The following is a 22,997-nucleotide window of genomic DNA, read 5'->3' as shown; positions in this document are numbered from 1 at the left end:
AAATCATGAAAAAAATACTTATCCCGGCCAGCTGCTTACTGATATCAGGTATGTCCTATGGACAGGCCTCCCCGAGCACAACCGAAAACTATGTATACAGCAAAACCTATTTATCAGACCCTTCGGCTTTATTGCCTAAGACCTCAGAGACCGTCCAGTACTTTGACGGGCTTGGAAGGCCAAAACAGGTCGTGAATGTCAAAGCCTCCCCTTCAGGGAAAGACTTAGTTACCCCCATTCCTTATGACGGGTTTGGAAGGCAGGCAGACTCCTTTCTTCCTGTTCCCATGGCTACCCAGAACGGAGGCATCCAGTCAGGAGTGGAAGCCTCGGCCCAAAGCTACCATAACGATAGCTTTCCCTTCACCCATAAAAACCTGGAGAACTCCCCATTGGACCGGGTACTCTCCCAGGTCCAGCCCGGATCGGACTGGCAGAATCATCCGGTCAGCTTCCGGTATGATGCCAATGCAGCAGGAGAAGTAAAAAAATATGCAACCACCACCACTACGGTAAATAATGCCACTTCTTCTTCCTTGAGTTCTTCCGGTACTTATGGAGCCAGCCAGCTGTATAAAAATACCGTAACCGATGAGGATGGTAATATAACCATAGAGTTTAAAAACGGACAGGGCCAGACCGTACTGGTCAGGAAAGTATTGAGTGCCACAGAAAATGCTGATACATATTATGTGTACAATGAATATAATCAGCTGGCATTTGTTATACCTCCCCTGGCTTCTGTGAGTTCGGCCTTAGATCAAAGCACTCTGGATAACTTATGTTACCAATACCGTTATGACGGCAGGAACCGTCTGGTGGAAAAGAAAGTTCCGGGAAAAGGCTGGGAATATCTGGTCTATGATAAAGCAGACCGGCTTATTTTCACTCAGGATGCTGTGATGCGTCCTACGGCCAAATGGCTGTTCACCAAATATGATACTTTCGGGAGAGCTATTATCACCGGGATTGTTCAGGGAGGAAGCAGGCTGGAGATGCAGGATATGATCGTGGGTGTGGTTACGGAAAACCGTGATAATACAGGTTTTGCCAAAAGTGACGGGATGCAGATCTATTACACCAACGGACACTTTCCTTACTTTGATAAGGCTTTTTCCGTTAATTATTACGACACCTATCCACCGGGTTCTCCTATAACGACTTCCCAGGTGCTGGGCCAGGCTCTACTTCCCCAGGCAGGACCGGGCGTAGCAGTAAGTACCAAAAGCCTTCCTTTAGCATCTTACCTTAAGAATATAGAGGACGACAACTGGACGAAGAATTATACCGGTTACGATATGAAAGGAAGGCCGGTCATTACGTATTCCATTAATCATTTAGGCGGTTATACCCACACGGAATCCCTGCTTGATTTTGCAGGGATTCCTCAGCAAACCATTACCAAACATAAAAGGTTATCTACGGATACGGAGCGGGTCATTACCGAGACCTTCCAGTATGACAGCCAGAACAGGCTTCTGGTCCATAAGCATAAAGTGGATAATAATCCTGAGGAAATCCTGGCGCAGAATACCTATAACGAACTTTCACAGCTAACCAATAAGAAAGTAGGCGGCGTATCTGCTTCAAATCCGTTACAGAGCATAGACTATGCGTATAACATCCGCGGATGGATGACTAAGATCAATGATCCTTCTGCGACCCTTACAGGCGGAAAGCTCTTTGGATACGAAATAAAGTATCAAAATCCCACCAATGTTTCTAGCTCACTGATCAGATATAACGGGAATATTTCACAGATTGACTGGAAAACGACAAATGATCATGTTTTAAGAAGGTATACTTATCAATACGATAGTTTAAACAGGATGTTTTATGCCATGTACTCTAAGCCCAATAATACAGTAGTGAGTACCATGGCATACGATGAATGGCTTTCGTATGATTTAAATGGAAATATTACCCATATAGACAGGTACGGATTGATGGATACTAATCAGGCTCAAATGATTGATGAATTAGACTATGGCTATACTGGAAATAAGTTAGATAGGGTAATTGATAACTCTGGTAATAATTTGGGATATCCTATAGGTGGAAATACGATAAGTTATAATCTGAATGGCAATATGACAAGCCACCCGGATAAAAACATAAAAGCCATTACCTATAATTATCTGAATCTTCCTTCAAACGTCAATATGGTACAAGGAGGTGGATTCGGAATGCCGGGCGAAGGAAACAAAATTGATTATAAATATCGGGCAGATGGCGTTAAGGTTGAAAAAACTATAAATTATGTCAATCCATACACTACGGATTATACGTACATCAATTACCTGGATGGTTTTCAGTATAAAAGGAAATATAACAAATCCAGTACAGCACAGAATCCATACGACTCAGGGTATGTGTTACAATTCGTACCCACACCAGAAGGATATTATAATTTTGAAAATAATAAGTATATTTACAATTATGTTGACCATTTAGGAAATGTACGGTTAAGTTATTTCAATAATGGAAATGGCGCAGAGGTTCTTGAAGAAAACAATTATTATCCATTTGGATTAAAGCATGAAGGATACAATGGGTTAACGGGAAATCCTTCTTACCAATACAAGTACAATGGAAAGGAGCTGCAAACAGAAACGGGAATGTATGATTATGGAGCGAGGTTCTATATGCCGGACATCGGTAGATGGGGTGTGGTGGATCCGTTGGCGGAGAAACATCCAGACTCAAATCCAATGATGTATGCTGCAAACAATCCAATTATGATGATTGATCCAGATGGAAAGGATTGGGTTATAACACAGAGTTATGATAAAAAAACAAATACAACTCATTATCAAATAACATTTACTGGAGCTGTACTCAACAGTTCTTCAAATAAAAAAATTGATATGAAAAAGTTTGCAGCAACAGTTCAATCACAAACTAAAGCTATCTTTAATAACATAGATAAAAACCCAAATTATACTGTCACAACAAGTGTCAATATTAGATCTATAAACGATAAGAAGGATCTGAAAAATACAGATACCCTACTTGAAATCAAAGATTCTAATTCTAAAGAATTTGATGTTTATAAAGATGGCAAATCCAATGTTGTGGGGATTGCAATGAATGGCAAGGAAGTTTCTATCAATGAAAATTATGTGGATGATATAATAGATGGTACAAATAGTAAAACATTGCCGCATGAAATTGGTCATACAGGTGGATTACAACATCCTGCTATGTCAACCAATGATTCAATATTTGGGCTTTCTGAAACTTTTGAAACATCCAAAAGTAATTTTATGATACAAGGAGCTATTGCCAAACCTACAGGTTTTACTGTTAAACAGATTAATAGGATGTATAGATTGTACAAAGCAGGCAAACTAAATAATAAAAATATAAATCCAGTAAATACAAAATGAAAAGTATAATTTTAGTTGTATTCTTAGCTTTTCTTTCATGCAAGAAAAAAGAAATTTTAGCTGAAAAGAAAGTAGTTTTTTCTGATTTAATCGAACCACAAAAAAACATTTACGTCGAATTATTATCTTATTACCCCGCAGAGGAAAAAAGCCAGTCGAATTTCTATTTGGTAAGAAATATTCATACCAGTGATACTTTATATGTCATTGATAAAGATGATCTTCCTGTATCTGATTTTATCAGAAATTATAACGGTTTGCAAAATACAGCTATATCGTTGCAAAAAAGTGATTTAAAAAACAAAAAAGAATATATCATAAATATTCCACAAAATTATAATCTGAATAATAAAAAATTATATTTGGGAGAACTGATTAGATTAATTGATTAATCGTTGGTAAAGTATCTGAAGTTTTAGGCGAAATTCATTCTTGATTTAAATTTTATTTCTATAGTGAAGAATTATCTATCTGTTAACCATATGTAAGAAATTCAAAAATCCTATGAGAAGCCAGATGACGGAGGATTTGTTATTGATGACCCGGATGAAATCCCTGTGATAAAATTGAGGATTATTCCGACGTCAGAAGGGTATTATAATGATTTGCTGAGCCAGTATGTTTATAATTATACAGATCATTTAGGAAACATACGATTGAGCTATACTGATACCAATAGAGATGGATCAATACAGCCAAGAAGCTATCAGGGGAGAACCTGTACGATTTCTCCGGCCGGAAATGTTTGTTATACAGTATGGAAATCAGGAGAGATTACGGAAGTGAATACTTATTATCCTTTTGGGTTACTTCATAATTATCCAGGCCCGACACAGAATGCTTACCAGTATAAGTATAATGGAAAGGAGCTGCAAACAGAGACGGGAATGTATGATTATGGAGCGAGGTTCTATATGCCGGATATTGGAAGATGGGGTGTAGTGGATCCGCTGGCGGAACAATATCGTAGATACTCTACTTATAATTATGCAATGAAAATCCTATTCGTTTTATAGATCCGGATGGACGAGGAGTAAATGATTTTGTTAAAAGAGAAGATGGAAGTATTTATTGGGATAAAAATGCAAACTCTCAAGCTACGACAAAAAATGGAGAAACTTATTTAGGAAAAGAACTATTCTTTACTTTCAATAGTTACATAGCCAATAACTATGATGGTCCAATGGGAAGTTTGCCAGAAGGTGATAAACTAAATACTACCATAAATATTTCCGCTCAGGAAAATAATGAAGGTGAATTAGTAGGTTTATCAGGAGAATTAGAAAAAGGTAGTCCAAAAATAGGCAGAACCTTTGGATTATTTGAAGGTAGAGATTTTTATCATGGAAAAGGAGGTGATAATAATCATTTCATAACTAAAGGTGCAGGATTTGAATATGAACAGCACGCAAGTATTCCTAAATTTGAAGAATCTGAATTAAACGCAATGGGCTTCAAAATTGTAGATGTAGCTCAAAAGCTAAACATCAGTTTTGATAGAGAAAGCGGTAATTTATCTCTAAATGCATATACCAATATATTTCCTTCTGCAACTTTAAAGCTAACAATACAGGAACAACATTAATGAACTATAAACAGCCTTCTTTTGTCGGAACTCATACAGCACCATTAAAAGGATATTTATCCACATTTACAGGCTCCGGAACCATAGCTACAAAACAGGCCGTATATGATTACTCTTATTATCCATCAAAATTTTATAAAAGAAAGTAATATGTTTAAACCTACTTTTTTAAATATATGTATATGTACATTTATAAAATATATAATATTTTACATCTTTCTGATGATTGCAAACAGTAGTTATGGAGTATTGAATTTTAGCAATATTAGAAGTGGAGAAGACTTATTTTACTTCCTATGGATTATGCTATTTTTTCCTGTTTTGGATGTCATAATATTCTCTGCTCCTTTGTATTATTCTTTCAAAATAGAAAATAAATATCTTTTTTTTATTATTATATTTGGTATTCTATCTATTGAGTATTTCCTTTATGCTTATTTTACATCTCAAAAAACATTAAGTTTAGATGGATTAGTAAAAGCAATAATTAGTTTTGCAGTATTAACCATTTTCTTTTATAAAAAATACTTAAAAAATTAGAGGTTCGATTGTGCAAATACCAGAAAATTACTTAAGATTATTCAAACGTAATTTTTAATTATATAATAATTTACAGGCTGCCTTAAATAAGCAGCCTATTTCATTTTTATAGATATCACTAAAATTTTTATCATAGTTTATGAAATAATTAAAATTTTTAAATAATATATTTTCGAACACATTTGAAATGTATTTCCAAAACCATCAATTAAAAACATTCTTTCAACATAAAACAATTTTATAATGAACAGAAGTAAAGTAAGTGATAAGCAAAGAGGAAATTCCAGTACCAAACCAAATAAACGAACTTTTCAAATTCAGACTGAAATAGAAAGGATTCATACAGCTTCTTTCAGATTTAAATTTTGTGATCATTCACCAGATAGCAAATATTTTCCAAGAATAATATGCACTGTTTCTTATTAAATATTAACCCAAGCATTTCAGAATAATTCTCAGTTATTCTCTATAAAGCTAAATATTATCAAAATTTTATTATATTTACAGAAATTAATCACAAAATATTTGTCTTATGAAAAATTTAAAGAAACTTTCAAGAACTGAACTGAAGGATGTTACAGGAGCAGGAACTGTAGGACCTATTTACACCAACTGTTCAAACAAATGCTGTCCTGATGATGGGAGACCAAGATGCCCGAGACTGATCTGTCCGGCTGTAGTCTGCCCGCAGGCTTTATAAGCTTTGTAAAAAATAAAAAAAGAATGCCGATGGCATTCTTTTTTTTTATTATGATCTGAGATAAGTTTCATACAGGTCCTTTCTCCGGTCTTTCATCACCTGTACGGAGCCATGGTGGTGGAGGTCTTTCAGAAGGTTCAGGTCTACATCTACAATCAGCGTCATTTCTGTATTAGGAGTCGCTTCTCCTTTAACGGCATTGGATGGAAAAGCGAAATCGGATGGCGTAAACACGGCAGCCTGACCGAACTGGATGTCCATATTATTGACCCCAGGAAGGTTTCCGACACAGCCTGCAATGGCTACGTAACATTCGTTTTCAATGGCCCTCGCTGCGGCGCAGTGGCGGACCCTCATGTAGGCATTCTGGGTATCGGTGAGGTACGGCACAAATAATATCTTCATGCCCTGATCCGCTAAAATCCTCGGCAGCTCCGGAAATTCTACGTCGTAGCAGATTACCAGGCCTATTTTTCCGCAATCCGTATCGAATACTTTGATTTCATTTCCGCCTTTCATCCCATAGTATTTTCTTTCGTTCGGTGTGATATGCACTTTGCGGTATTCATCAATTCTTCCGTCGCGGTGAAGAAGGTAGCTCACATTGTACAAATCATTATTTTCAAATACGGGCATGCTGCCGGAAATGATATTGACATTATAGCTGATCGCGAATTCAGAGATCTTCCGTTTGATTTCATTCGTCATTTTCGCAAGCTCAATCATGCTGTCGCGTTCTGAAAGGTTGTTGAACGGAGCCAGCAGCGGTGTATTGAAGAGCTCCGGAAACAGCACGAAATCAGATTTGTAATCCCCCATCACATTCACAAAGAACTCCACCTGTTCATAAAAAGCATGGATGTCTTTGAAATGCCTCATCTGCCACTGGACCAATCCGAGGCGGATGATGCTGTCCTGCATCGTATTCGGTTTTTTGCTGTAATAGATATTGTTCCATTGAAGCAATACGGCATTTTCTCTTGAAGATTCGTCTTCGGGAAGGTATTTTTTCAGGACACGGATCGGTAAAAAGTTATTGGATAGCTGGAAAGATAGCACAGAATCATAAATTTCCTTATCCCGAACCTTACGGATGTACTCCCTTGCCGACAGCTCATGGCTGTATTTATGGTAATCCGGGATTCTTCCGCCCAGGATAATGGATTTCAGGTTCAGTTGCTCACACAGTTCTTTTCGGGTATCGTAAAGCCTTCTGGCCAGCCTGAGCTCACGGTATTGAGGATCTACAAACACTTCGATCCCGTACAGGACGTTCCCGCTGAACGTATGGGTATTAAACGTATAATTCCCCGTGATATCGGCATATGTGTGATCGTCTCCAAACTCATCATAGTTGACGATGATGGAAAGGGCTACTGCGGCCAGTTTTCCGTCCACGGTAATACAGATCTGCCCTTCAGGAAACATTTTAGTCAGCTTCTCAATACTTTTTTTAGACCAGACGTACTCTGACATATTAGGATAAGCACGCCTCATGGTCTCTACCAGTTCTTCATAATCCCCGACATTGAGGGTTCTTGTTTCTATTTGCATCTGATATCATATAAATTTACATTAAATATAAGTAAAAAAATTCAGCCGAAGTTTTTTACCGGGTTCACGATCTACCCTATTTTGCTTCCATAAAATATAAACCATGAGGCATTTCCGATTGCTATGGTAGATCGGCTTCCTTTAAGAACAGAATGCAACCAATATATTACTGATTATTCCTGAACTTAAACCAGCCGGCAGGGCACTTCAAGGTCTTCCGTCAGGTAATAGCTGCAACAAAGCCTGTGATATCCGTCTGCTATAATCAGCCTTTCCTTGCCTCTGACAAGCAGAATGGGGGAAAGCTTTTTCTTGTTCTTTACTTTTTTAAGGTTTTCTTTCACATGGATGTTATCCCTGGGAAGCAGCGGGAGCCTGCTGGCCCTGAAGAGGTCCTTCGCTTTTTTCTGTATGGTTTTAGCCTGCCTCAGCTGTGTGACCAGACCGGCAGCAGCTTCGGGTTCAAAAAGAAGTTCCAGATAATCCAAAGCAGCGGGAAAGTCATGCTCTTCAGGCTCTTTAAGCCACAAATCAGCATATCGGATGCTTTTTTCTTTACGATCCATAAAATGTATTTTTGAAATTAAAACTGATAGGAACGAATGTGGCTGTCCTTCATCATCTGATTCACCAATCCCTCATGATCTTGCAGATTGCCTGTGATTTTCCATGTCGTGGAAAGACTGTCCGAACTGTACTGCTGCCTGAGTACAAAAAACTTCAGGTGGTGCCGGATGAACATATTTTCACAATATTCCAGGCCATCCTGGACATCAATGGTAATATGGTATTCCCGGATCTTATGACGGCTGTCGATGTAATCCTGCAGGTATGTCAGTAAAGTAAGCACCAGTAGCACCAATACCATCCCGAGTAAAGAAAGATAGATATGCCCCGAACCGAGGCACATGCCTAAAGAAGCGGTAGCCCAGATGGTAGTCGCTGTGGTGATCCCTCCTATTTTGTTGTCGTCTTTGAAGATCACTCCCGCTCCAAGGAATCCGATTCCCGTAATGATATTGGCCGCGAGTCGGTCCGGGTTGGCTATCCCGATCTTCAGCGAGAGAATGGTGAACAGACAGGAGCCGAAACTCACCAGGATGAACGTCCTGAGTCCGGCTGATTTATTGCGGTATTCCCTTTCTGCCCCAATCAGAAGGCCGATCAGCACAGAAATAAAGATCAGTGAAAAATCATTGCCCAATGTGAATGTTCCCAATAATTTCATAGCAGAATAAATATTAAAATTAGGAAATAAATGATTACGATTATACACTGATAATGTCAAAAAAATTATAAAATTTCCGGAACAGAATACTCGTACTACCAAGCCTTTATCTTAATGATGATTAACACATAAGAAATTCAGATACAACTTTGAAAACATGCAGGACACATCAGATCAATTTCCTACGAGATTTGCGGAATTCTTGATGTATAAAATGGAATGGTAAGATTGAAGATTTTTAGAACAGAAATTAAAAAAACTGCTGGCTCAGGCTTAAGCTGGAAACTATATTAAAGAAGTCAGTACATAGGATCAAAAGACCTGCAAATAAAAAGATTTATAAAATTTAAAAGATACCTTAATTTTCATGCATAAAAAAACCTCCCTTGCGGGAGGCAAAAACACAAATGATGAAAAAAAAATTATTTCGGATTGAATTTCTGTTACAAAGATAACAGCTATAACAACGAAATTTTATGAGCGTGGTCATAAAACACCACCTTTTTTATATTATTCCCATTCTATGGTCGCTGGTGGCTTGCTGGAGATGTCATAGGCTACTCTGTTGATCCCTCTTACTTCATTGATAATCCTGTTGGAAACCGTTTCCAGGAATTCGTATGGAAGCTTGCTCCAGGTGGCCGTCATAAAGTCGATGGTGTTGGCTGAACGTACCACAGCAGTGTATTCATACGTTCTTTCGTCACCCATAACGCCTACCGATTTTACCGGAAGAAGGACCACAAATGCCTGTGAAACTTTTTCATACAGGTCATTTTTATACAGCTCTTCAATAAAGATATCATCAGCTTCCTGAAGGATCCTTACTTTTTCGTGATCTACAGCACCCAAGATACGGATTCCTAATCCCGGACCCGGGAAAGGATGCCTGTGCACCAGGTGATGAGGGATTCCCAATTCCTCGCCTACTTTCCTTACCTCGTCTTTAAACAGTTCTCTTAAAGGTTCCAGCAGCTCGAATTCCATTTCCTCAGGCAACCCGCCTACGTTGTGGTGGGATTTGATTACCGCAGAAGGGCCGTTCACCGACTGGCTTTCAATCACGTCCGGATAGATGGTTCCCTGTGCCAGGAACTTCGCCCCTTCAATTGTATGGGATTCTTCATCGAAAACATGAATGAATTCATTTCCGATGATCTTTCTTTTCTGTTCAGGATCATCAATGCCTTCCAGTTTGGTAAGGAACCTTTCGGAAGCATCTACGAGCTTGATATTCATATGGAAATGCTCGCCATAATTGTCCATTACTTTTTTCCCTTCATCTTTTCTCAGCAATCCGGTATCCACAAAGATACAGGTTAGCTGATCACCGATGGCTTTATGGATCAGTACTGCCGCTACGGAAGAATCCACACCGCCGGAAAGCCCCAGAATTACCTGGTTATCCCCTACTTTCTCACGGATTTCCGCTACGGTTTTTTCAATATAATTGGTCAGCTTCCAGTTTTTCTCTGCATCACAGATGGCAAAGACAAAGTTTTCCAGCATTTTCCCTCCCTCTTCAGTATGGGAAACTTCCGGGTGGAACTGTACACAGTAAATCTTTTTCTCTTCATTGGAAATGGAAGCAATAACACCGGATCTGGCATTCAGCTCAAATCCGGGAGGCAGCATGCCTACTTCATCGAAATGGCTCATCCATACGACAGAGTCCTGTGCCACTCCTTTCAGCAGAGAGCTTTCTTTTACAATATCCAGACGGGCTTTCCCGTATTCTCCTTTTACGCCCTTATGCACTGTACCTCCCATAAGGTGTGCGGTAAGCTGCATTCCGTAACAGATGCCCAGGACGGGAATTCCCTGCTCGTATAATTCCTTTTCAACCAGGTGGGCATTTTCCGCATTAACGGAACTTGGCCCGCCGGAAAGGATGATCCCTCTCGGCTGTTTTTCCAGGATGGCCTGTAAAGGCGTGTTGAATGGTAAGATTTCAGAGTAAACCCCCATCTCACGGATTCTCCTTCCGATAAGCTGGTTGTACTGTGATCCGAAATCCAATATGATAATACCGTTGTTCATTTTTTAAATGATGATTTTTTTGAATGATGAATTATGAATAATAAATACCATTGCTGTTCAGCTGCAAATGTGTACTTATATATGGTATATGGTACAAAAAAAGACCTGGAAGTGTTCCAAATCTTTTTTTGTATTTTCTATCAGAACTTTCCGATGTCTTCTCTGTAGAAACAGTAGTCGAAATGTACATGGCCGGCATCTTCGTATACCTTTTTACGGGCATCCTCAAAGGTAGCTCCGGTAGCCACGATGTTTAACACCCTTCCGCCATTGGAAACCACTTTATCCCCTCTTCTTACAGCTCCGGCATACAACAGCTTACTGTGTTTAACTTTATCTTCACCTACAATCTCAAACCCTGTTTCAATGTTTCTGGGATATCCGCCCGAACACATCACCAGGCAAACTGCCTTTTCGTCCTTGAAGGTAAGGTTCAGGTCTTTTCCGCTCATACAGTCGTTGATAACGTCCAGAAGGTCGTTTTCCATCAATGCCATCAATACCTGGGTTTCAGGATCCCCGAATCTCATATTGTATTCCAGCAGGTATGTTCCGTTCTTGGTGACCATCAGCCCGAAGAAAATAATTCCTTTGAAGCTGAATCCTTCGCCTTTCAGTCCGTTGATTGTCGGCTCTAAAATATTTTTTTCAAAATCGGCATAATGTTCCTGGGTAAACTCCGGGCTTGGCGCCACGCAGCCCATTCCGCCCGTATTCGGTCCTGTATCTCCGTTTCCTGCTTTTTTATAATCTTTGGCAGCGATGCATGGGAACAGCTTTTCTCCATTGGAAAATGCAATGATTGAAGCTTCAAACCCCTGTAAGTATTCCTCGATAACCAGACGGATCCCGGCATCACCGTAAATTCTTCTGATCATAAAGTCGTGGATGGTGGCTTCCGCTTCTTCCACATTATCACAGATCACCACTCCTTTTCCGCCTGCCAGTCCGCTTGCCTTGATTACCAATGGGTATTCATGGTCCTGAACATAGTCTTTAGCATCGTTATAGGAATCAAATACCACAGCTTTTGCTGTTTTGATATCATAGGTCTGCATGAATTTTTTAGAAAACGCCTTACTGCCTTCCAGGCTTGCCACTTTCTGATTCGGTCCGAAAACTTTCAGGTCATGCTTTTTAAATTCATCTTTAAGGCCTGCTACCAGTGGTGCTTCCGGACCCACGATCGTCAGGTCCACTTTTTCTTTGATGGCAAAATCCCTAAGTTCCTTAATTTCTGACAAATGAACATTTTTTCCAATGACATCCGTACTAGCATTTCCGTTGGCAAAAAACATTTTGGTCACTCTGGAATCGTTCTGAAGCTTTGCAGCCAGCGCAGATTCCCTACCACCTTCACCTATGATTAATATTCTCATACTTTATTTATTATCTAGTCTATAATTTACAAATATATAATTTTGAATTAAAATATGAAGCGATTCAGAAGCCGGAAAACCGGAAAATTCCAAATTTCTGCCTTCTGAATCCCTCAGTGTTCTGATTGATTTATCAATGTAAAAAATGCCTGATACCGGTAAACATCATCGGGATGCCGTGCTCATTGGCTGCATCAATGCTGTCTTGGTCTTTCACGCTTCCGCCCGGCTGTATGATGGCTTTGATACCTTCCTGATGGCAGAAATCCACCACATCACGGAACGGAAAGAAAGCATCTGAAGCCAGAACCAGATCTCCTGAGAATTTCTCTTTCGCTCTTTCCACCGCCTGCTGTGTTGCCCAGATCCTGTTCACCTGTCCGCCTCCGATCCCGAAAGCCTGGATCCCGTTGGAAACCACAATAGCATTGGACTTTACATATTTTACCACCCTCTGGGAAAACAGCAATGCTTTTCTCTGCTCCTCATTAGGCTGAATATCTGTTACTACTTTAATATCATCCGAGAATACGGAATCATTATCCTGAACCAGGATTCCTCCGTCGATCTTCACCCAGGTCTGCTGATCTGAAACCGGGTTAATGATTTTGATGATCCTCAGATTTTTTTTCTTCCTTAAAACTTCCAGAGCATCCTCGTCAAATTCAGGAGCCATTACGATTTCAAGGAATGTTTTGTTGAGTTCTTCTGCTGTTGCTGCATCAATCTTATAGTTCATGGCAACAATTCCGCCAAAGATGGAAACCGGATCACATTCGAACGTTTTCTGGTAGGTTTCCAGCGCGGATGTTCCGATCGCTACTCCGCACGGTGTGGAGTGCTTTACAGCGCAGCATGCCATTTCTTCTTTAAATTCAGTGACTACCTTCCAGCACAGATCCATATCCCTCAGGTTATTGAAAGACAGTTCTTTTCCGCCCAGCTGCTCAAAATCCTTCATCGCTCCGTTTTCAAAAGTGGAAACATAATAGGCTGCTGTCTGATGCGGATTTTCACCGTAACGTAAGTCGGAAACTTTTTTGTAAGAGGCATTAAGATAAGCAGGATACGCTTCGTCCAGAAGCATTCTTGAGATCGCTGCATCATAGGCAGAGGTCAGGTTAAATACTTTCCCGGCCAGCTTTTTACGGGTCTCAATGTAGGTATCGCCATTCTGCTCCATTTCAATTTTCACTGTTGCGTAATCGGCCACATCGGTGATTACGGTTACAGAATCAAAATTCTTGGCTGCGGAGCGCAGCATGGAAGGTCCGCCGATGTCAATAAACTCCACTTTTTCATGCAGGGAAATGTCTTTGTTCACATTTTCAAAGAACGGATACAGGTTAACGATCACCATGTCGATCAAACCGATGCCATGTTCTTTAACCGTATTCATGTGCTCCTCGTTGGAACGTACGGCCAGAAGCCCTCCGTGAACTTTGGGATGTAAAGTTTTAACTCTTCCGTCCAGCATTTCCGGAAAATCCGTTACCTCATCAATCTGGATCGGATTCAATCCTGCTTCTTTCAGGTGTTTGAATGTCCCTCCGGTAGAAATCAGCTCATAGCCCTGGGCTTCGAGAAACTGTGCGAATTCCGTGAGTCCGCTTTTGTCCGATACGCTGATTAAAACTCTCTTTTTGCTCATCTTTTCTTTCAATTTTTTACTTTTTACAGCTATTTCAAACTGTAGACCGGTTCTTTCACCTCCGGTCTTTATTTTTACTTAGATTTCTTATTGATCACTTCCGGATTGGCAATATTTTCCGGATGGCCGTTCAGGAATGCCATAACATTTTCAAATGCTTTCCCGAAATACAGCTCATATCCATTCCTTTCCACATATCCCAGGTGCGGCGTACAGACTACGTTCGGCATGTTCAGCAGATCAAAGTCCGGATTGTACACGGGCTCTTCCTCGTAAACATCAATCCCGGCAAATCCGGGTGTTCCGTTTTTCAGCGCATTGACCAGGGCATTCTTTTCGATCAGTTCGGCCCTTGCGGTATTGATCAGTGCGGCACCAGGCTTCATCATCATAAGATCCGTTTCCTTTACAATCCCTGACGTGGTGCCATTCAGCCTCAGGTGAAGGGTAACCACATCAGCATTTTTAAAAAAGTACTCCTTGCTTTCTGCGCGCTCAAAGCCGTCATGTACTGCTGCTTCCCGGGAGTTTTCGCTTCCCCAGACCAAGACATTGGCGCCGAAAGCTTTCGCATATTGCGCAATTTTCTTTCCTATTTTACCGTAACCCCAAATCCCAATGGTTTTACCGTAAATGGTTTCCCCTATTTCACCCTGCCATTTTCCTTCCTTCATGGATTGTATGGACTGAGGAATCCTCCGTACCGTATTCATCATCAAAGCCCAGGTAAGTTCTGCCGGAGCAGTGGGAGAGCCTACGCCTTCCGCAACAGCTACCCCGAACTTCGTGCAGTCGGCCAGGTTCAGGTGATTGGATATTTTCCCGGTCTGGCTGATCAGTTTCAGATTAGGCAAACGTGAAAGGAGATTTTCATTAATCTCAGTCCGTTCCCTGGTCAGTACCAAAACTTCCGCATCCTTCAGTTTCTCTGCTAAAACCTCAGGATCTTTATAGGTTTCAGTAAGCACCAGCACGTTCTGATCTTTGATGATGTCAAAACAGCGTAAAGTTTTTACGGAGTTCTGATAGTCATCCAAAATAGCAATCAATGAAGGGCTGTCTGTTTTCATATCTCTTACTGATGTTTGCCTCTATCTTTTATGGGTTAAGCACCCTGTCAATGGCTTCCGGAAAGATTTCATATTCAACTTCATGAATTTTTTCGGCCAGGGTTTCCGGTGTTTCACCTTCATTCAGCGGAAATGATTTCTGCATGATGATTTCCCCTTCGTCAATACCGGGCGTTACAAAATGAACGCTTACGCCGCTTTCTTTTTCCCCGGCTTCAATCACGGCATGATGAACATGGTGTCCCCACATGCCTTTACCTCCGTATTTCGGAAGCAGTGCCGGGTGGACATTGATTATTTTACCGCTCCATTTTTCACAGAATTCAGGCTTCAGAATAGATAAAAATCCTGCCAGGACGATTAAATCCGTATGCTCAGGAATAACTTTATCCAATTCATTGCTGAAATCTTTCCCTCTCGGGATCAGCACATGGCGAATAGTATGTTTCTTTGCCCTTTCCAGTCCGTAACAATCCCTGTCTGCCACCACCAGAGATATTCTGGCATTGCGGATCGCTCCCTCATCAATGGTATCGATAATCCTTTGCAGGTTAGTCCCCGAACCGGAAACAAGTACAACAATGTTTTTCATAATTGAGATGACGGATATCAGACATCAGGTGTTAGGTACAATCTGATGCCTGATGTCTCATATCTGGTATCTTAAAATTTTAAATCTATTTTTTCGCTCCCCTCTGTGATTTCTCCGATCTCGTAGGCATCATCCAGAAGGTGAAGGATTTTTTCAGCATGTTCTGCATCTACGACCAGGGTCATTCCGATTCCCATATTGAAAGTACCAAACATTTCTTCGCGGGCGATTCCGCCTCTCTTTTCCAGTTCAAGCATGATATTCGGGATCCTGATTTTTGAAGCATCAATAGAAGCACATAATCCCTGAGGAATAATCCTCGGAACATTTTCGTATAATCCTCCTCCGGTAATATGGGCAATTCCAGCCACATTGACTTCCTCAAGGACCTTATGAATGTCTTTGAAGTACAGCCTTGTAGGAACCAGAAGGGTTTCATACAGCGGTTTACCTTCAAATTCTTCCTCAAAATCCGGGAATATTTTTCTTACCAGGGAGAATCCGTTGGAATGGAACCCGGAACTTGGCAATGCAATAATTTTATTTCCTGCTTTGATGGCCGAACCGTCAATGATCTGATCTTTTTCTACAATCCCTACACAGAATCCTGCGACATCGTAATCTCCCGGCTGGTACATGCCCGGCATTTCAGCCGTTTCACCACCAATAAGCGCGCACTGGTTGTCTTTGCAGGCTTTCACCATCCCCAGGACAATTTCAGCGGCTACTTCGGAATCCAGCTTTCCGCAAGCCAGGTAATCTAAAAAGAAGAGCGGCTTTGCACCATGGCAAAGGATGTCATTGGCACACATGGCAAAACAGTCGATCCCGATAGAGTCATACTGTTTCGTATCCAAAGCAATTTTAAGTTTTGTTCCTACCCCGTCTGTTCCGGAAACCAATACCGGGTTTTTGTACCCTCCGATTTCATAAAAGGCACCGAAGCTTCCCAATTGGTTCAGCACCCGGGAATTATGGGTTTCCCCAACTGCTTTTTTGATTTTATCAACCGTTTTATATCCTTCTTCTTTGTCTACACCTGCAGATTTGTAAGTATTGCTCATTGTATTCGGATTTTTGATATCAGATTCCAGATTCCGGGTGCATGGTCCGGGCCTGGTTTCCGATCTTGTATCTCTACTATTATTTACGTTTCAATTTTAAATTTCGGAAACAAAAAAGCCGACAATCTTGGTAGATTATCGGCCGTTGTTTTATCTCAGAATTTCAGAGCCCACAGTTTTGCCTTTTCCGGAAAAACATTGCTTGTAGTAGGTCTGAATTTTCATCTCTTTTCTTTTTGCAAAAATAGTAATTTAAAATGAATATTCAAATTCTATTTTTCAAGGATCGACTCAATTGCAGAAATCTTCTGTACCAATTCCTTTAATTCATTGTCTTTCTCCTCGTTTGATATTTTCTGATTTTCTTTATCAAAATTATCGTTAAAGAACGGAAGTGAAAAAGTACCTACAATATTGCCTCCGTGAAGCGGGAAACGTTTTTCTGCAGCTTCCAGAACGCCGAGACCGCCTCTTCCGCCGGGAGCGGTAGCCATCAAAAGCATCGGCACTTCATTCCATACTGCGCGATTTTTGATTCTTGAGGTCCAGTCGAACACATTCTTAAACGCTGCGGAATAGGTTCCGTTGTGTTCGGAAAGGGCCACCAGAAGCACATGGGCTCCATCGATTTTGGATGCTAGATCCACGGCCTGCTGCGGCACTCCGCTTTCCACTTCGCGCTGATGCTTGTACAGCGGCATTTCGAAATCGTTCATGTCTACCGTTTCGATTTCTGCATGTTCAAATAATGAAGCGGCGTATGTTACCAGCTGCTTATTGATCGAGGTGTCTGAATTGCTTCCTGCTATAGCTAAAATTTTCATTGTATATTTTGGTTTAAAATAAATTATCCTTTAAATGAGTATTATCCGGCAAATTATTGCGGGTCATTCCGGCAAAATTACGCAAAGACGGGCATTATATTCTTGATGTAGGATAATTATCTGAAAATTTTAATCAGATCAGCAGGTTCAGCACCTGTGGGCTCCTATTGAGATAGGCTTCAAAGTATCCCCGATCCTGCATCCTCTGTTTCAGCCCTTCAAAATCGGAGGAACGGGCCAGCTCGATGCCTACGGTAGCCAGAGCGGTTTCCCTTGAATTTCTTTTGGTGTATTCAAAAAAAGCAATATCATCGTCGGCTCCAAGGACATTCAGGACAAATTCTTTGAGGGATCCCGGACGTTGCGGAAATTTCACGAGGAAATAATGCTTAATGCCCTTATACAGCATCGCCCGTTCTTTGATCTCTTCCATCCTGGTAATGTCATTGTTGCTGCCACTAATGATGCAGACGGCTGTTTTCCCTTCCAGTTCCGCGGCGTACTGTTCCAGTGCTGAAAGCGACAAAGCACCGGCCGGTTCCAGGACCACCGCATCTTTATTGTACATTTCCAGGATGGTATCGCAGACTTTTCCTTCGTCTACTGTGATGCAGCCGCTGAGGTAATCTTTACAGATATGAAAAGGCAGGTTCCCGACTTTCTGAACCGCGGCACCGTCCACAAATTTATCAATGGATGGCAACTCTATATTTTCACCTGCTTCAAGAGCCGCTTTCATCGAGGCGGCACCCTTAGGCTCCACCGCGATAATTTTGGTATGGGGAGACAGCAGCGAAAATACACTGACAATTCCTGAAATCAGGCCTCCGCCGCCAACCGGCGCAAAAAGGTAGTCTATTTTCGTGTCGGACTGCTCGAGGATTTCCATGGCCAGGGTAGCCTGCCCTTCGATGATCTGAGGATCATCAAAGGGATGGATAAACATGGTGTCATTTTGCCTGCTGTACTCTATTGCTGCCTGTTTGGATTCGTCAAACGTATCCCCTGTCAGCTGTAAGCTAACGTATTCGCCCCCGAACATTTTGACCTGCTCCAGTTTTTGCTTGGGAGTGGTTACCGGCATGAAAATGACACCACTGATCTTCAGCTCATAGCAGGCTAACGCTACACCCTGCGCATGATTGCCGGCACTGGCGCACACGACTCCGCCATCCGTTTTCCCCTGGTCGAAAAGAGTTTTAATCTTGTGGTACGCACCCCTCAGCTTGTAAGAACGTACCGGCTGCAGGTCTTCTCTTTTCAAAAGGATTTTTGCTTTCAGGTTTCTGGAAAGCCGGAAGTTTTCCTGCAGCGGTGTGGTGACTACAACACCGGCAATATTTTCCTTGGCTTTGTTGATGGCATCGATCGTTAAACGATGCTGATTTTCTTTCGTCTTCATTTTTTCCATTCTTTTTTAATGGTTTAACCGGAGCACGTCTGCACAGGCAGATGCTATGCCGTTTTGATGGATTTCATGGCCGTCATGGCTTTCCTTAGCTTTCTTCCCACGACTTCCACCGGATGGTTCCTGAGTACTTCATTAACCTTCACAAGCGTTGCATTGTCTACGGAGCCGTCTTTACCTTCATTGAAGTTTTTACCGGCCAGATCCACCTCTACTGTTTTCATAAAGTCTGCCAGCAAAGGTTTACATGCCTGATCAAAAAGATAACATCCGTATTCTGCGGTATCGGAGATAACACGGTTCATCTCAAACAGTTTTTTCCTGGCAATGGTATTGGCAATCAAAGGAGTTTCGTGTAATGATTCGTAATAAGCGGATTCTGCTTTGATCCCTGCATCTACCATGGTTTCGAACGCCAGTTCCACTCCGGCTCTTATGAAAGCTGCCATCAGGGTATAATGGTCAAAATATTCCTGCTCCGGAATATCGGCATTGGCTGCCGGTGTTTTTTCAAAAGCTGTTTCTCCTGTTTCCGCCCTCCATTTCAACAGCTGGGCATCGTCATTCGCCCAGTCTTCCATCATGGTTTTGGAAAACTGTCCTGACATGATATCATCCTGGTGTTTCTGAAACAGTGGACGCATGATCTCTTTAAGTTCTTCTGAAACCTCAAAAGCTTTCAGTTTCGCAGGGTTGCTCAACCGGTCGAACATCCCGCTTACTCCGCCGTGCTTCAAAGCTTCAGTGATCACTTCAACACCATATTGTACAAGCTGCGAAGCATACCCCGGATCAATTCCTTTTTCCACCATTTTATCGAATGAAAGGATAGAGCCGGTCTGCAAAAGGCCGCAAAGAATAGTCTGCTCACCCATTAAATCAGATTTTACTTCCGCCACGAAAGAAGATTTGAGGACACCGGCTTTATGCCCGCCTGTTCCTGCACAATAGGCTTTTGCTTCTGCCCAGCCTTTTCCCTGAGGGTCATTTTCAGGATGCACGGCAATCAGCGTAGGCACTCCGAATCCCCTTACGAATTCTGCCCTCACTTCGGAACCCGGTGATTTCGGGGCGACCATGATCACCGTTACATCTTTACGGATCTGCATACCTTCTTCTACAATATTGAATCCATGGGAATATGACAATGTAGCTCCCTGCTTCATCAGAGGCTGCACGGCATTGATAACGGAAGTATGCTGTTTGTCCGGCGTAAGATTGATAACGAGATCTGCCGTCGGGATCAGCTCTTCATAAGTCCCTACCTGAAAATTATTTTCGGTGGCATTTTTCCATGATGCCCTTTGACCGTCAATAGCTTCCTTGCGTAAGGCATACGATACATCCAGGCCGCTGTCCCTCAGGTTAAGGCCCTGATTAAGGCCCTGCGCACCGCATCCTACAATTACGATTTTCTTTCCTTTAAGCGCTTCCACACCCTCTGAAAATTCTGAAGAATCTAAAAATTCTGCCTGTCCTAATTGTAATAATTGTTCACGAAGTGAAAGTGTATTGAAATAATTTGTCATTTTTTTAATTTTAAGTTGCAAGTCAGAGTGTTTTTATCACTGACTTCATGATGAATATTGATGATGATGATAATAAATGAGATGGTGAAGGTTACATCGTGAAAACGCTTCCCCTCTGGTCCAGGTATTCGTTTTCAACCAGATTTGGAGACGGCTCACGATGGTCAAATTCCATCAGCTTTTCATGGAACCCTGCACTGTCTTTAATGATGGCAATCCTGGCCCCGCGCACGAATTCTATGAGTCCGTATTTGTTCAGCTCTTCGGTAAGCCGGTCTATTTCTTCCCGGTGTCCTGCAGTTTCAAACACAATATAATCCTGGCGGATGACTACAGTACTCGCTCCGTACTGCCGGAGAAGGCGTTCCACATATAATTTTTCAGTAACCACATCTGCGGGAACCTTATAGAGTGCCTGCTCCTGCCAGACAATTTCTTCATCCGTATTGTAATAAGCTTTCAGTACATCTATCTGTTTTTCAAGCTGCCGGCAAAGTTTTTTAAGCACTTCCTCCGACTCCTGAATGACAATGGTAAAGCGGTGGATCCCCTCTGCCTCAGACGGTGAGGTGTTTAAACTTTCTATATTAATTTTCCTCCGTGAGAAAATCCCTGAGATCCGTCCTATCAGACCGATTGAATTTTCTGTGTACAGGGTGATGGTATATTCTTTTTTTTCCATGATCGTATTATTTTAAACGGATATCTGAAACGGATGAACCCTGGGTAACCATCGGGAAAACATTGTTTTCCTTACCTACCATCACTTCCAGAAGGTAGGCTCCGTCATGATCCAGGGCTGTTTTAAGAGCTTCTTTAAGGTCTTTCCTTTTGGAAACTTTCTGCCCGTCAATGTGGTAGGCTTTGGCAAGGGCAACGAAATTAGGGCTCGTTATATCTACAAAAGAATAACGCCGCTCATTAAACAGCTGTTGCCACTGGCGCACCATGCCTAAAAATTCATTGTTCAGGATGATAATCTTCACTTTGGCGCCGAACTGCATTATCGTTCCCAGTTCCTGAAGCGTCATCTGGAAGCCCCCATCCCCTACAATGGCCATCACGGTTTTTTCCGGTGCTCCGTACCAGGCCCCGATGGCGGCGGGAAGACCAAACCCCATCGTTCCGAGGCCTCCGGACGTTACACTGGATTTTGAATGGTTGAATTTCGCATACCGGCTGGCTACCATCTGATGCTGCCCGACATCGGTCGTAATAATGGCATCACCGTTGGTGAGTTCATTCAAAACTTTGATCACTTCCCCCATGGTCATGACTTCACCGGAAGGGTTCAGCTCATTGTGAATGACTTCTTTCACTTCTTCTTTCTCCAGTTCACGGAATTGCTGAAGCCAGTCACCATGGTTTCCCGGATGGATCAATTCTGTCAGCATGGGAAGTGTTTTTTTACAGTTCCCCCAGACAGGCACTGTCGTTTTCACATTTTTATCGATTTCCGCGGGATCAATATCCAGATGGATGATCTTTGCCTGTTTTGCATACTGGTCCAGCCGCCCGGTCACCCGGTCATCGAAACGCATTCCCACTGCAATGAGGACATCGCACTCATTGGTCATCACATTCGGAGCGTAATTGCCGTGCATCCCGAGCATGCCTACATGGAGTTCATGATCGGAAGGTAAAGCACTCAGGCCTAACAGGGTTGCTGCTGAGGGAATGCCTGCCTTTTCAATAAATGCCCTGAATTCAGCTTCAGCCTTACCGAGAATGACCCCCTGGCCAAACAGGACCAACGGTTTCTGAGCCAGATTGATCAGTGCTGCTGCTTTTTCAATGTACTCCTTCCTGATTTCAGGTTCAGGACGGTAACTCCTGATATGGCTGCATTTCTTATATCCCATATAATCAAACAACTGCAGCTGTGCATTTTTGGTGATATCAATCAATACAGGACCGGGGCGGCCGGTTGATGCAATATGAAATGCCCTGGCAATGGCTTCAGGAATCTCCGAAGCATCCGTCACCTGATAGTTCCATTTGGTAATGGGCGTTGTGATGTTGATCACATCCGTCTCCTGAAAAGCATCGGTTCCCAAAAGCGAGGCAAAAACCTGTCCTGTAATACATACAATGGGGTTGCTGTCTATCATGGCGTCTGCCAGTCCGGTCACCAGATTGGTCGCGCCCGGACCGCTGGTGGCAAAAACCACTCCTGTTTTCCCGGAGCTTCTTGCAAAACCCTGGGCAGCATGGATGGCTCCCTGCTCATGACGAACCAAAATATGTTTCAGCTGGCTGTTATAATCATATAAAGCATCATAAATGGGCATAATGGCCCCTCCCGGATATCCGAAAACGGTATCCACGCCTTCTTCCAGCAACGCTTCCAGTACGGCCTTGGATCCTGAAATCTCTACGGCTTTCCCATGTTCCTCCACCTGTGGCTCATAGCCTGTTTTCTGAATGGTGTTCATATATATTCT

General features: G+C 42.1%; 19 protein-coding genes and 1 pseudogene. 6 read left to right on the top strand and 14 right to left on the bottom strand.

Features of this window, described 5'->3' with window-relative positions:
* Nucleotides 1-5 precede the first annotated feature (5 nt).
* The 6 genes and pseudogenes from CGB83_RS19540 to CGB83_RS20365 all read left to right on the top strand — a co-directional run bounded on the left by CGB83_RS19540 (nt 6) and on the right by CGB83_RS20365 (nt 6,214).
* Complete coding sequence (locus CGB83_RS19540; protein WP_100077338.1) at nt 6-3,389, top strand: DUF6443 domain-containing protein; 3,384 nt, start codon at nt 6-8, stop codon at nt 3,387-3,389.
* Nucleotides 3,386-3,781, top strand: coding sequence for a hypothetical protein (locus CGB83_RS19535; protein ID WP_100077337.1), 396 nt, complete (start codon nt 3,386-3,388; stop codon nt 3,779-3,781). The genes CGB83_RS19540 and CGB83_RS19535 overlap by 4 nt, the downstream gene beginning before the upstream one ends.
* 174 nt (nt 3,782-3,955) lie before the next feature.
* Nucleotides 3,956-4,416 (top strand): annotated as a pseudogene (locus CGB83_RS20500) (RHS repeat-associated core domain-containing protein); the annotation flags it as partial.
* A 156-nt stretch (nt 4,417-4,572) separates the two neighbouring features.
* Nucleotides 4,573-4,974 (top strand): hypothetical protein, encoded by a 402-nt coding sequence (locus CGB83_RS20495; protein WP_228420194.1) that lies wholly within the window; start codon nt 4,573-4,575, stop codon nt 4,972-4,974.
* A 105-nt stretch (nt 4,975-5,079) separates the two neighbouring features.
* Complete coding sequence (locus tag CGB83_RS19525) at nt 5,080-5,514, top strand: hypothetical protein (RefSeq protein WP_157761469.1); 435 nt, start codon at nt 5,080-5,082, stop codon at nt 5,512-5,514.
* Between the two features lie 532 nt (nt 5,515-6,046).
* On the top strand, nt 6,047-6,214 hold the full coding sequence (locus tag CGB83_RS20365) for a bacteriocin-like protein (protein WP_172954725.1): 168 nt from the start codon (nt 6,047-6,049) through the stop codon (nt 6,212-6,214).
* Between the two features lie 48 nt (nt 6,215-6,262).
* Here CGB83_RS20365 and CGB83_RS19520 read toward each other — a convergent pair whose 3' ends face one another.
* From CGB83_RS19520 to ilvB, 14 genes are all read right to left on the bottom strand, one after another.
* Complete coding sequence (locus tag CGB83_RS19520; RefSeq protein ID WP_100077335.1) at nt 6,263-7,768, bottom strand: carbon-nitrogen hydrolase family protein; 1,506 nt, start codon at nt 7,766-7,768, stop codon at nt 6,263-6,265.
* 185 nt (nt 7,769-7,953) lie between these two features.
* Nucleotides 7,954-8,334: a hypothetical protein gene (locus CGB83_RS19515; RefSeq protein ID WP_100077334.1), complete on the bottom strand. Its 381-nt coding sequence runs from the start codon at nt 8,332-8,334 to the stop codon at nt 7,954-7,956.
* A gap of 17 nt (nt 8,335-8,351) precedes the next feature.
* Nucleotides 8,352-8,996 carry an MgtC/SapB family protein gene (locus CGB83_RS19510; RefSeq protein ID WP_100077333.1) on the bottom strand — a complete coding sequence of 215 codons (645 nt, stop codon included), beginning with the start codon at nt 8,994-8,996 and terminating at the stop codon, nt 8,352-8,354.
* A gap of 510 nt (nt 8,997-9,506) precedes the next feature.
* On the bottom strand, nt 9,507-11,036 hold the full coding sequence (guaA, locus tag CGB83_RS19505; RefSeq protein ID WP_100077332.1) for a glutamine-hydrolyzing GMP synthase: 1,530 nt from the start codon (nt 11,034-11,036) through the stop codon (nt 9,507-9,509).
* 140 nt (nt 11,037-11,176) lie between these two features.
* Nucleotides 11,177-12,415 carry a phosphoribosylamine--glycine ligase gene (gene purD / locus CGB83_RS19500; protein WP_100077331.1) on the bottom strand — a complete coding sequence of 413 codons (1,239 nt, stop codon included), beginning with the start codon at nt 12,413-12,415 and terminating at the stop codon, nt 11,177-11,179.
* 133 nt (nt 12,416-12,548) lie between these two features.
* Nucleotides 12,549-14,066 carry a bifunctional phosphoribosylaminoimidazolecarboxamide formyltransferase/IMP cyclohydrolase gene (gene purH / locus CGB83_RS19495; protein ID WP_100077330.1) on the bottom strand — a complete coding sequence of 506 codons (1,518 nt, stop codon included), beginning with the start codon at nt 14,064-14,066 and terminating at the stop codon, nt 12,549-12,551.
* A gap of 74 nt (nt 14,067-14,140) precedes the next feature.
* Nucleotides 14,141-15,136, bottom strand: a complete 996-nt coding sequence (locus CGB83_RS19490) for a D-2-hydroxyacid dehydrogenase family protein (RefSeq protein ID WP_100077329.1) — start codon at nt 15,134-15,136, stop codon at nt 14,141-14,143.
* A 28-nt stretch (nt 15,137-15,164) separates the two neighbouring features.
* Entirely contained in the window at nt 15,165-15,728 is a 564-nt protein-coding gene (purN, locus tag CGB83_RS19485; RefSeq protein WP_100077328.1) for a phosphoribosylglycinamide formyltransferase, read from the bottom strand.
* A 71-nt stretch (nt 15,729-15,799) separates the two neighbouring features.
* A complete protein-coding gene (purM, locus tag CGB83_RS19480; RefSeq protein WP_100077327.1) occupies nt 15,800-16,792 on the bottom strand; it encodes a phosphoribosylformylglycinamidine cyclo-ligase in 993 nt (330 codons plus the stop codon).
* A gap of 272 nt (nt 16,793-17,064) precedes the next feature.
* Nucleotides 17,065-17,616, bottom strand: coding sequence for an NADPH-dependent FMN reductase (locus tag CGB83_RS19475; protein ID WP_100077326.1), 552 nt, complete (start codon nt 17,614-17,616; stop codon nt 17,065-17,067).
* Nucleotides 17,617-17,749: 133 nt separating this feature from the next.
* Nucleotides 17,750-19,018 (bottom strand): threonine ammonia-lyase IlvA, encoded by a 1,269-nt coding sequence (ilvA, locus tag CGB83_RS19470; protein WP_100077687.1) that lies wholly within the window; start codon nt 19,016-19,018, stop codon nt 17,750-17,752.
* A 53-nt stretch (nt 19,019-19,071) separates the two neighbouring features.
* Nucleotides 19,072-20,553 (bottom strand): ketol-acid reductoisomerase, encoded by a 1,482-nt coding sequence (gene ilvC, locus CGB83_RS19465; RefSeq protein WP_100077325.1) that lies wholly within the window; start codon nt 20,551-20,553, stop codon nt 19,072-19,074.
* Nucleotides 20,554-20,644: 91 nt separating this feature from the next.
* On the bottom strand, nt 20,645-21,235 hold the full coding sequence (gene ilvN / locus CGB83_RS19460; protein ID WP_100077324.1) for an acetolactate synthase small subunit: 591 nt from the start codon (nt 21,233-21,235) through the stop codon (nt 20,645-20,647).
* Nucleotides 21,236-21,242: 7 nt separating this feature from the next.
* Nucleotides 21,243-22,988, bottom strand: coding sequence for a biosynthetic-type acetolactate synthase large subunit (ilvB, locus tag CGB83_RS19455; protein ID WP_100077323.1), 1,746 nt, complete (start codon nt 22,986-22,988; stop codon nt 21,243-21,245).
* Nucleotides 22,989-22,997 lie beyond the last annotated feature (9 nt).

The sequence above is a fragment of the Chryseobacterium camelliae genome, from assembly GCF_002770595.1.
Lineage (GTDB): Bacteria > Bacteroidota > Bacteroidia > Flavobacteriales > Weeksellaceae > Chryseobacterium > Chryseobacterium camelliae.
The sequence above is the reverse complement of the archived record's forward strand: the minus strand, read 5'-3'. Positions and strand labels throughout refer to the sequence as shown.

Bases quoted from the DNA above. Each gene is read 5' to 3' on its own strand.
- ilvB (WP_100077323.1), bottom strand. From the start codon at position 22,988: ATGAACACCATTCAGAAAACAGGCTATGAGCCACAGGTGGAGGAACAT.
- CGB83_RS19525 (WP_157761469.1), top strand. From the start codon at position 5,080: ATGATTACTCTTATTATCCATCAAAATTTTATAAAAGAAAGTAATATG.
- guaA (WP_100077332.1), bottom strand. From the start codon at position 11,036: ATGAACAACGGTATTATCATATTGGATTTCGGATCACAGTACAACCAG.
- purM (WP_100077327.1), bottom strand. From the start codon at position 16,792: ATGAGCAATACTTACAAATCTGCAGGTGTAGACAAAGAAGAAGGATAT.
- ilvC (WP_100077325.1), bottom strand. From the start codon at position 20,553: ATGACAAATTATTTCAATACACTTTCACTTCGTGAACAATTATTACAA.
- purH (WP_100077330.1), bottom strand. From the start codon at position 14,066: ATGAGCAAAAAGAGAGTTTTAATCAGCGTATCGGACAAAAGCGGACTC.
- CGB83_RS20365 (WP_172954725.1), top strand. From the start codon at position 6,047: ATGAAAAATTTAAAGAAACTTTCAAGAACTGAACTGAAGGATGTTACA.
- CGB83_RS19490 (WP_100077329.1), bottom strand. From the start codon at position 15,136: ATGAAAACAGACAGCCCTTCATTGATTGCTATTTTGGATGACTATCAG.
- CGB83_RS19540 (WP_100077338.1), top strand. From the start codon at position 6: ATGAAAAAAATACTTATCCCGGCCAGCTGCTTACTGATATCAGGTATG.
- CGB83_RS20495 (WP_228420194.1), top strand. From the start codon at position 4,573: ATGGGAAGTTTGCCAGAAGGTGATAAACTAAATACTACCATAAATATT.
- CGB83_RS19515 (WP_100077334.1), bottom strand. From the start codon at position 8,334: ATGGATCGTAAAGAAAAAAGCATCCGATATGCTGATTTGTGGCTTAAA.
- CGB83_RS19535 (WP_100077337.1), top strand. From the start codon at position 3,386: ATGAAAAGTATAATTTTAGTTGTATTCTTAGCTTTTCTTTCATGCAAG.
- ilvA (WP_100077687.1), bottom strand. From the start codon at position 19,018: ATGAAGACGAAAGAAAATCAGCATCGTTTAACGATCGATGCCATCAAC.
- CGB83_RS19510 (WP_100077333.1), bottom strand. From the start codon at position 8,996: ATGAAATTATTGGGAACATTCACATTGGGCAATGATTTTTCACTGATC.
- ilvN (WP_100077324.1), bottom strand. From the start codon at position 21,235: ATGGAAAAAAAAGAATATACCATCACCCTGTACACAGAAAATTCAATC.
- purD (WP_100077331.1), bottom strand. From the start codon at position 12,415: ATGAGAATATTAATCATAGGTGAAGGTGGTAGGGAATCTGCGCTGGCT.
- CGB83_RS19520 (WP_100077335.1), bottom strand. From the start codon at position 7,768: ATGCAAATAGAAACAAGAACCCTCAATGTCGGGGATTATGAAGAACTG.
- CGB83_RS19475 (WP_100077326.1), bottom strand. From the start codon at position 17,616: ATGAAAATTTTAGCTATAGCAGGAAGCAATTCAGACACCTCGATCAAT.
- purN (WP_100077328.1), bottom strand. From the start codon at position 15,728: ATGAAAAACATTGTTGTACTTGTTTCCGGTTCGGGGACTAACCTGCAA.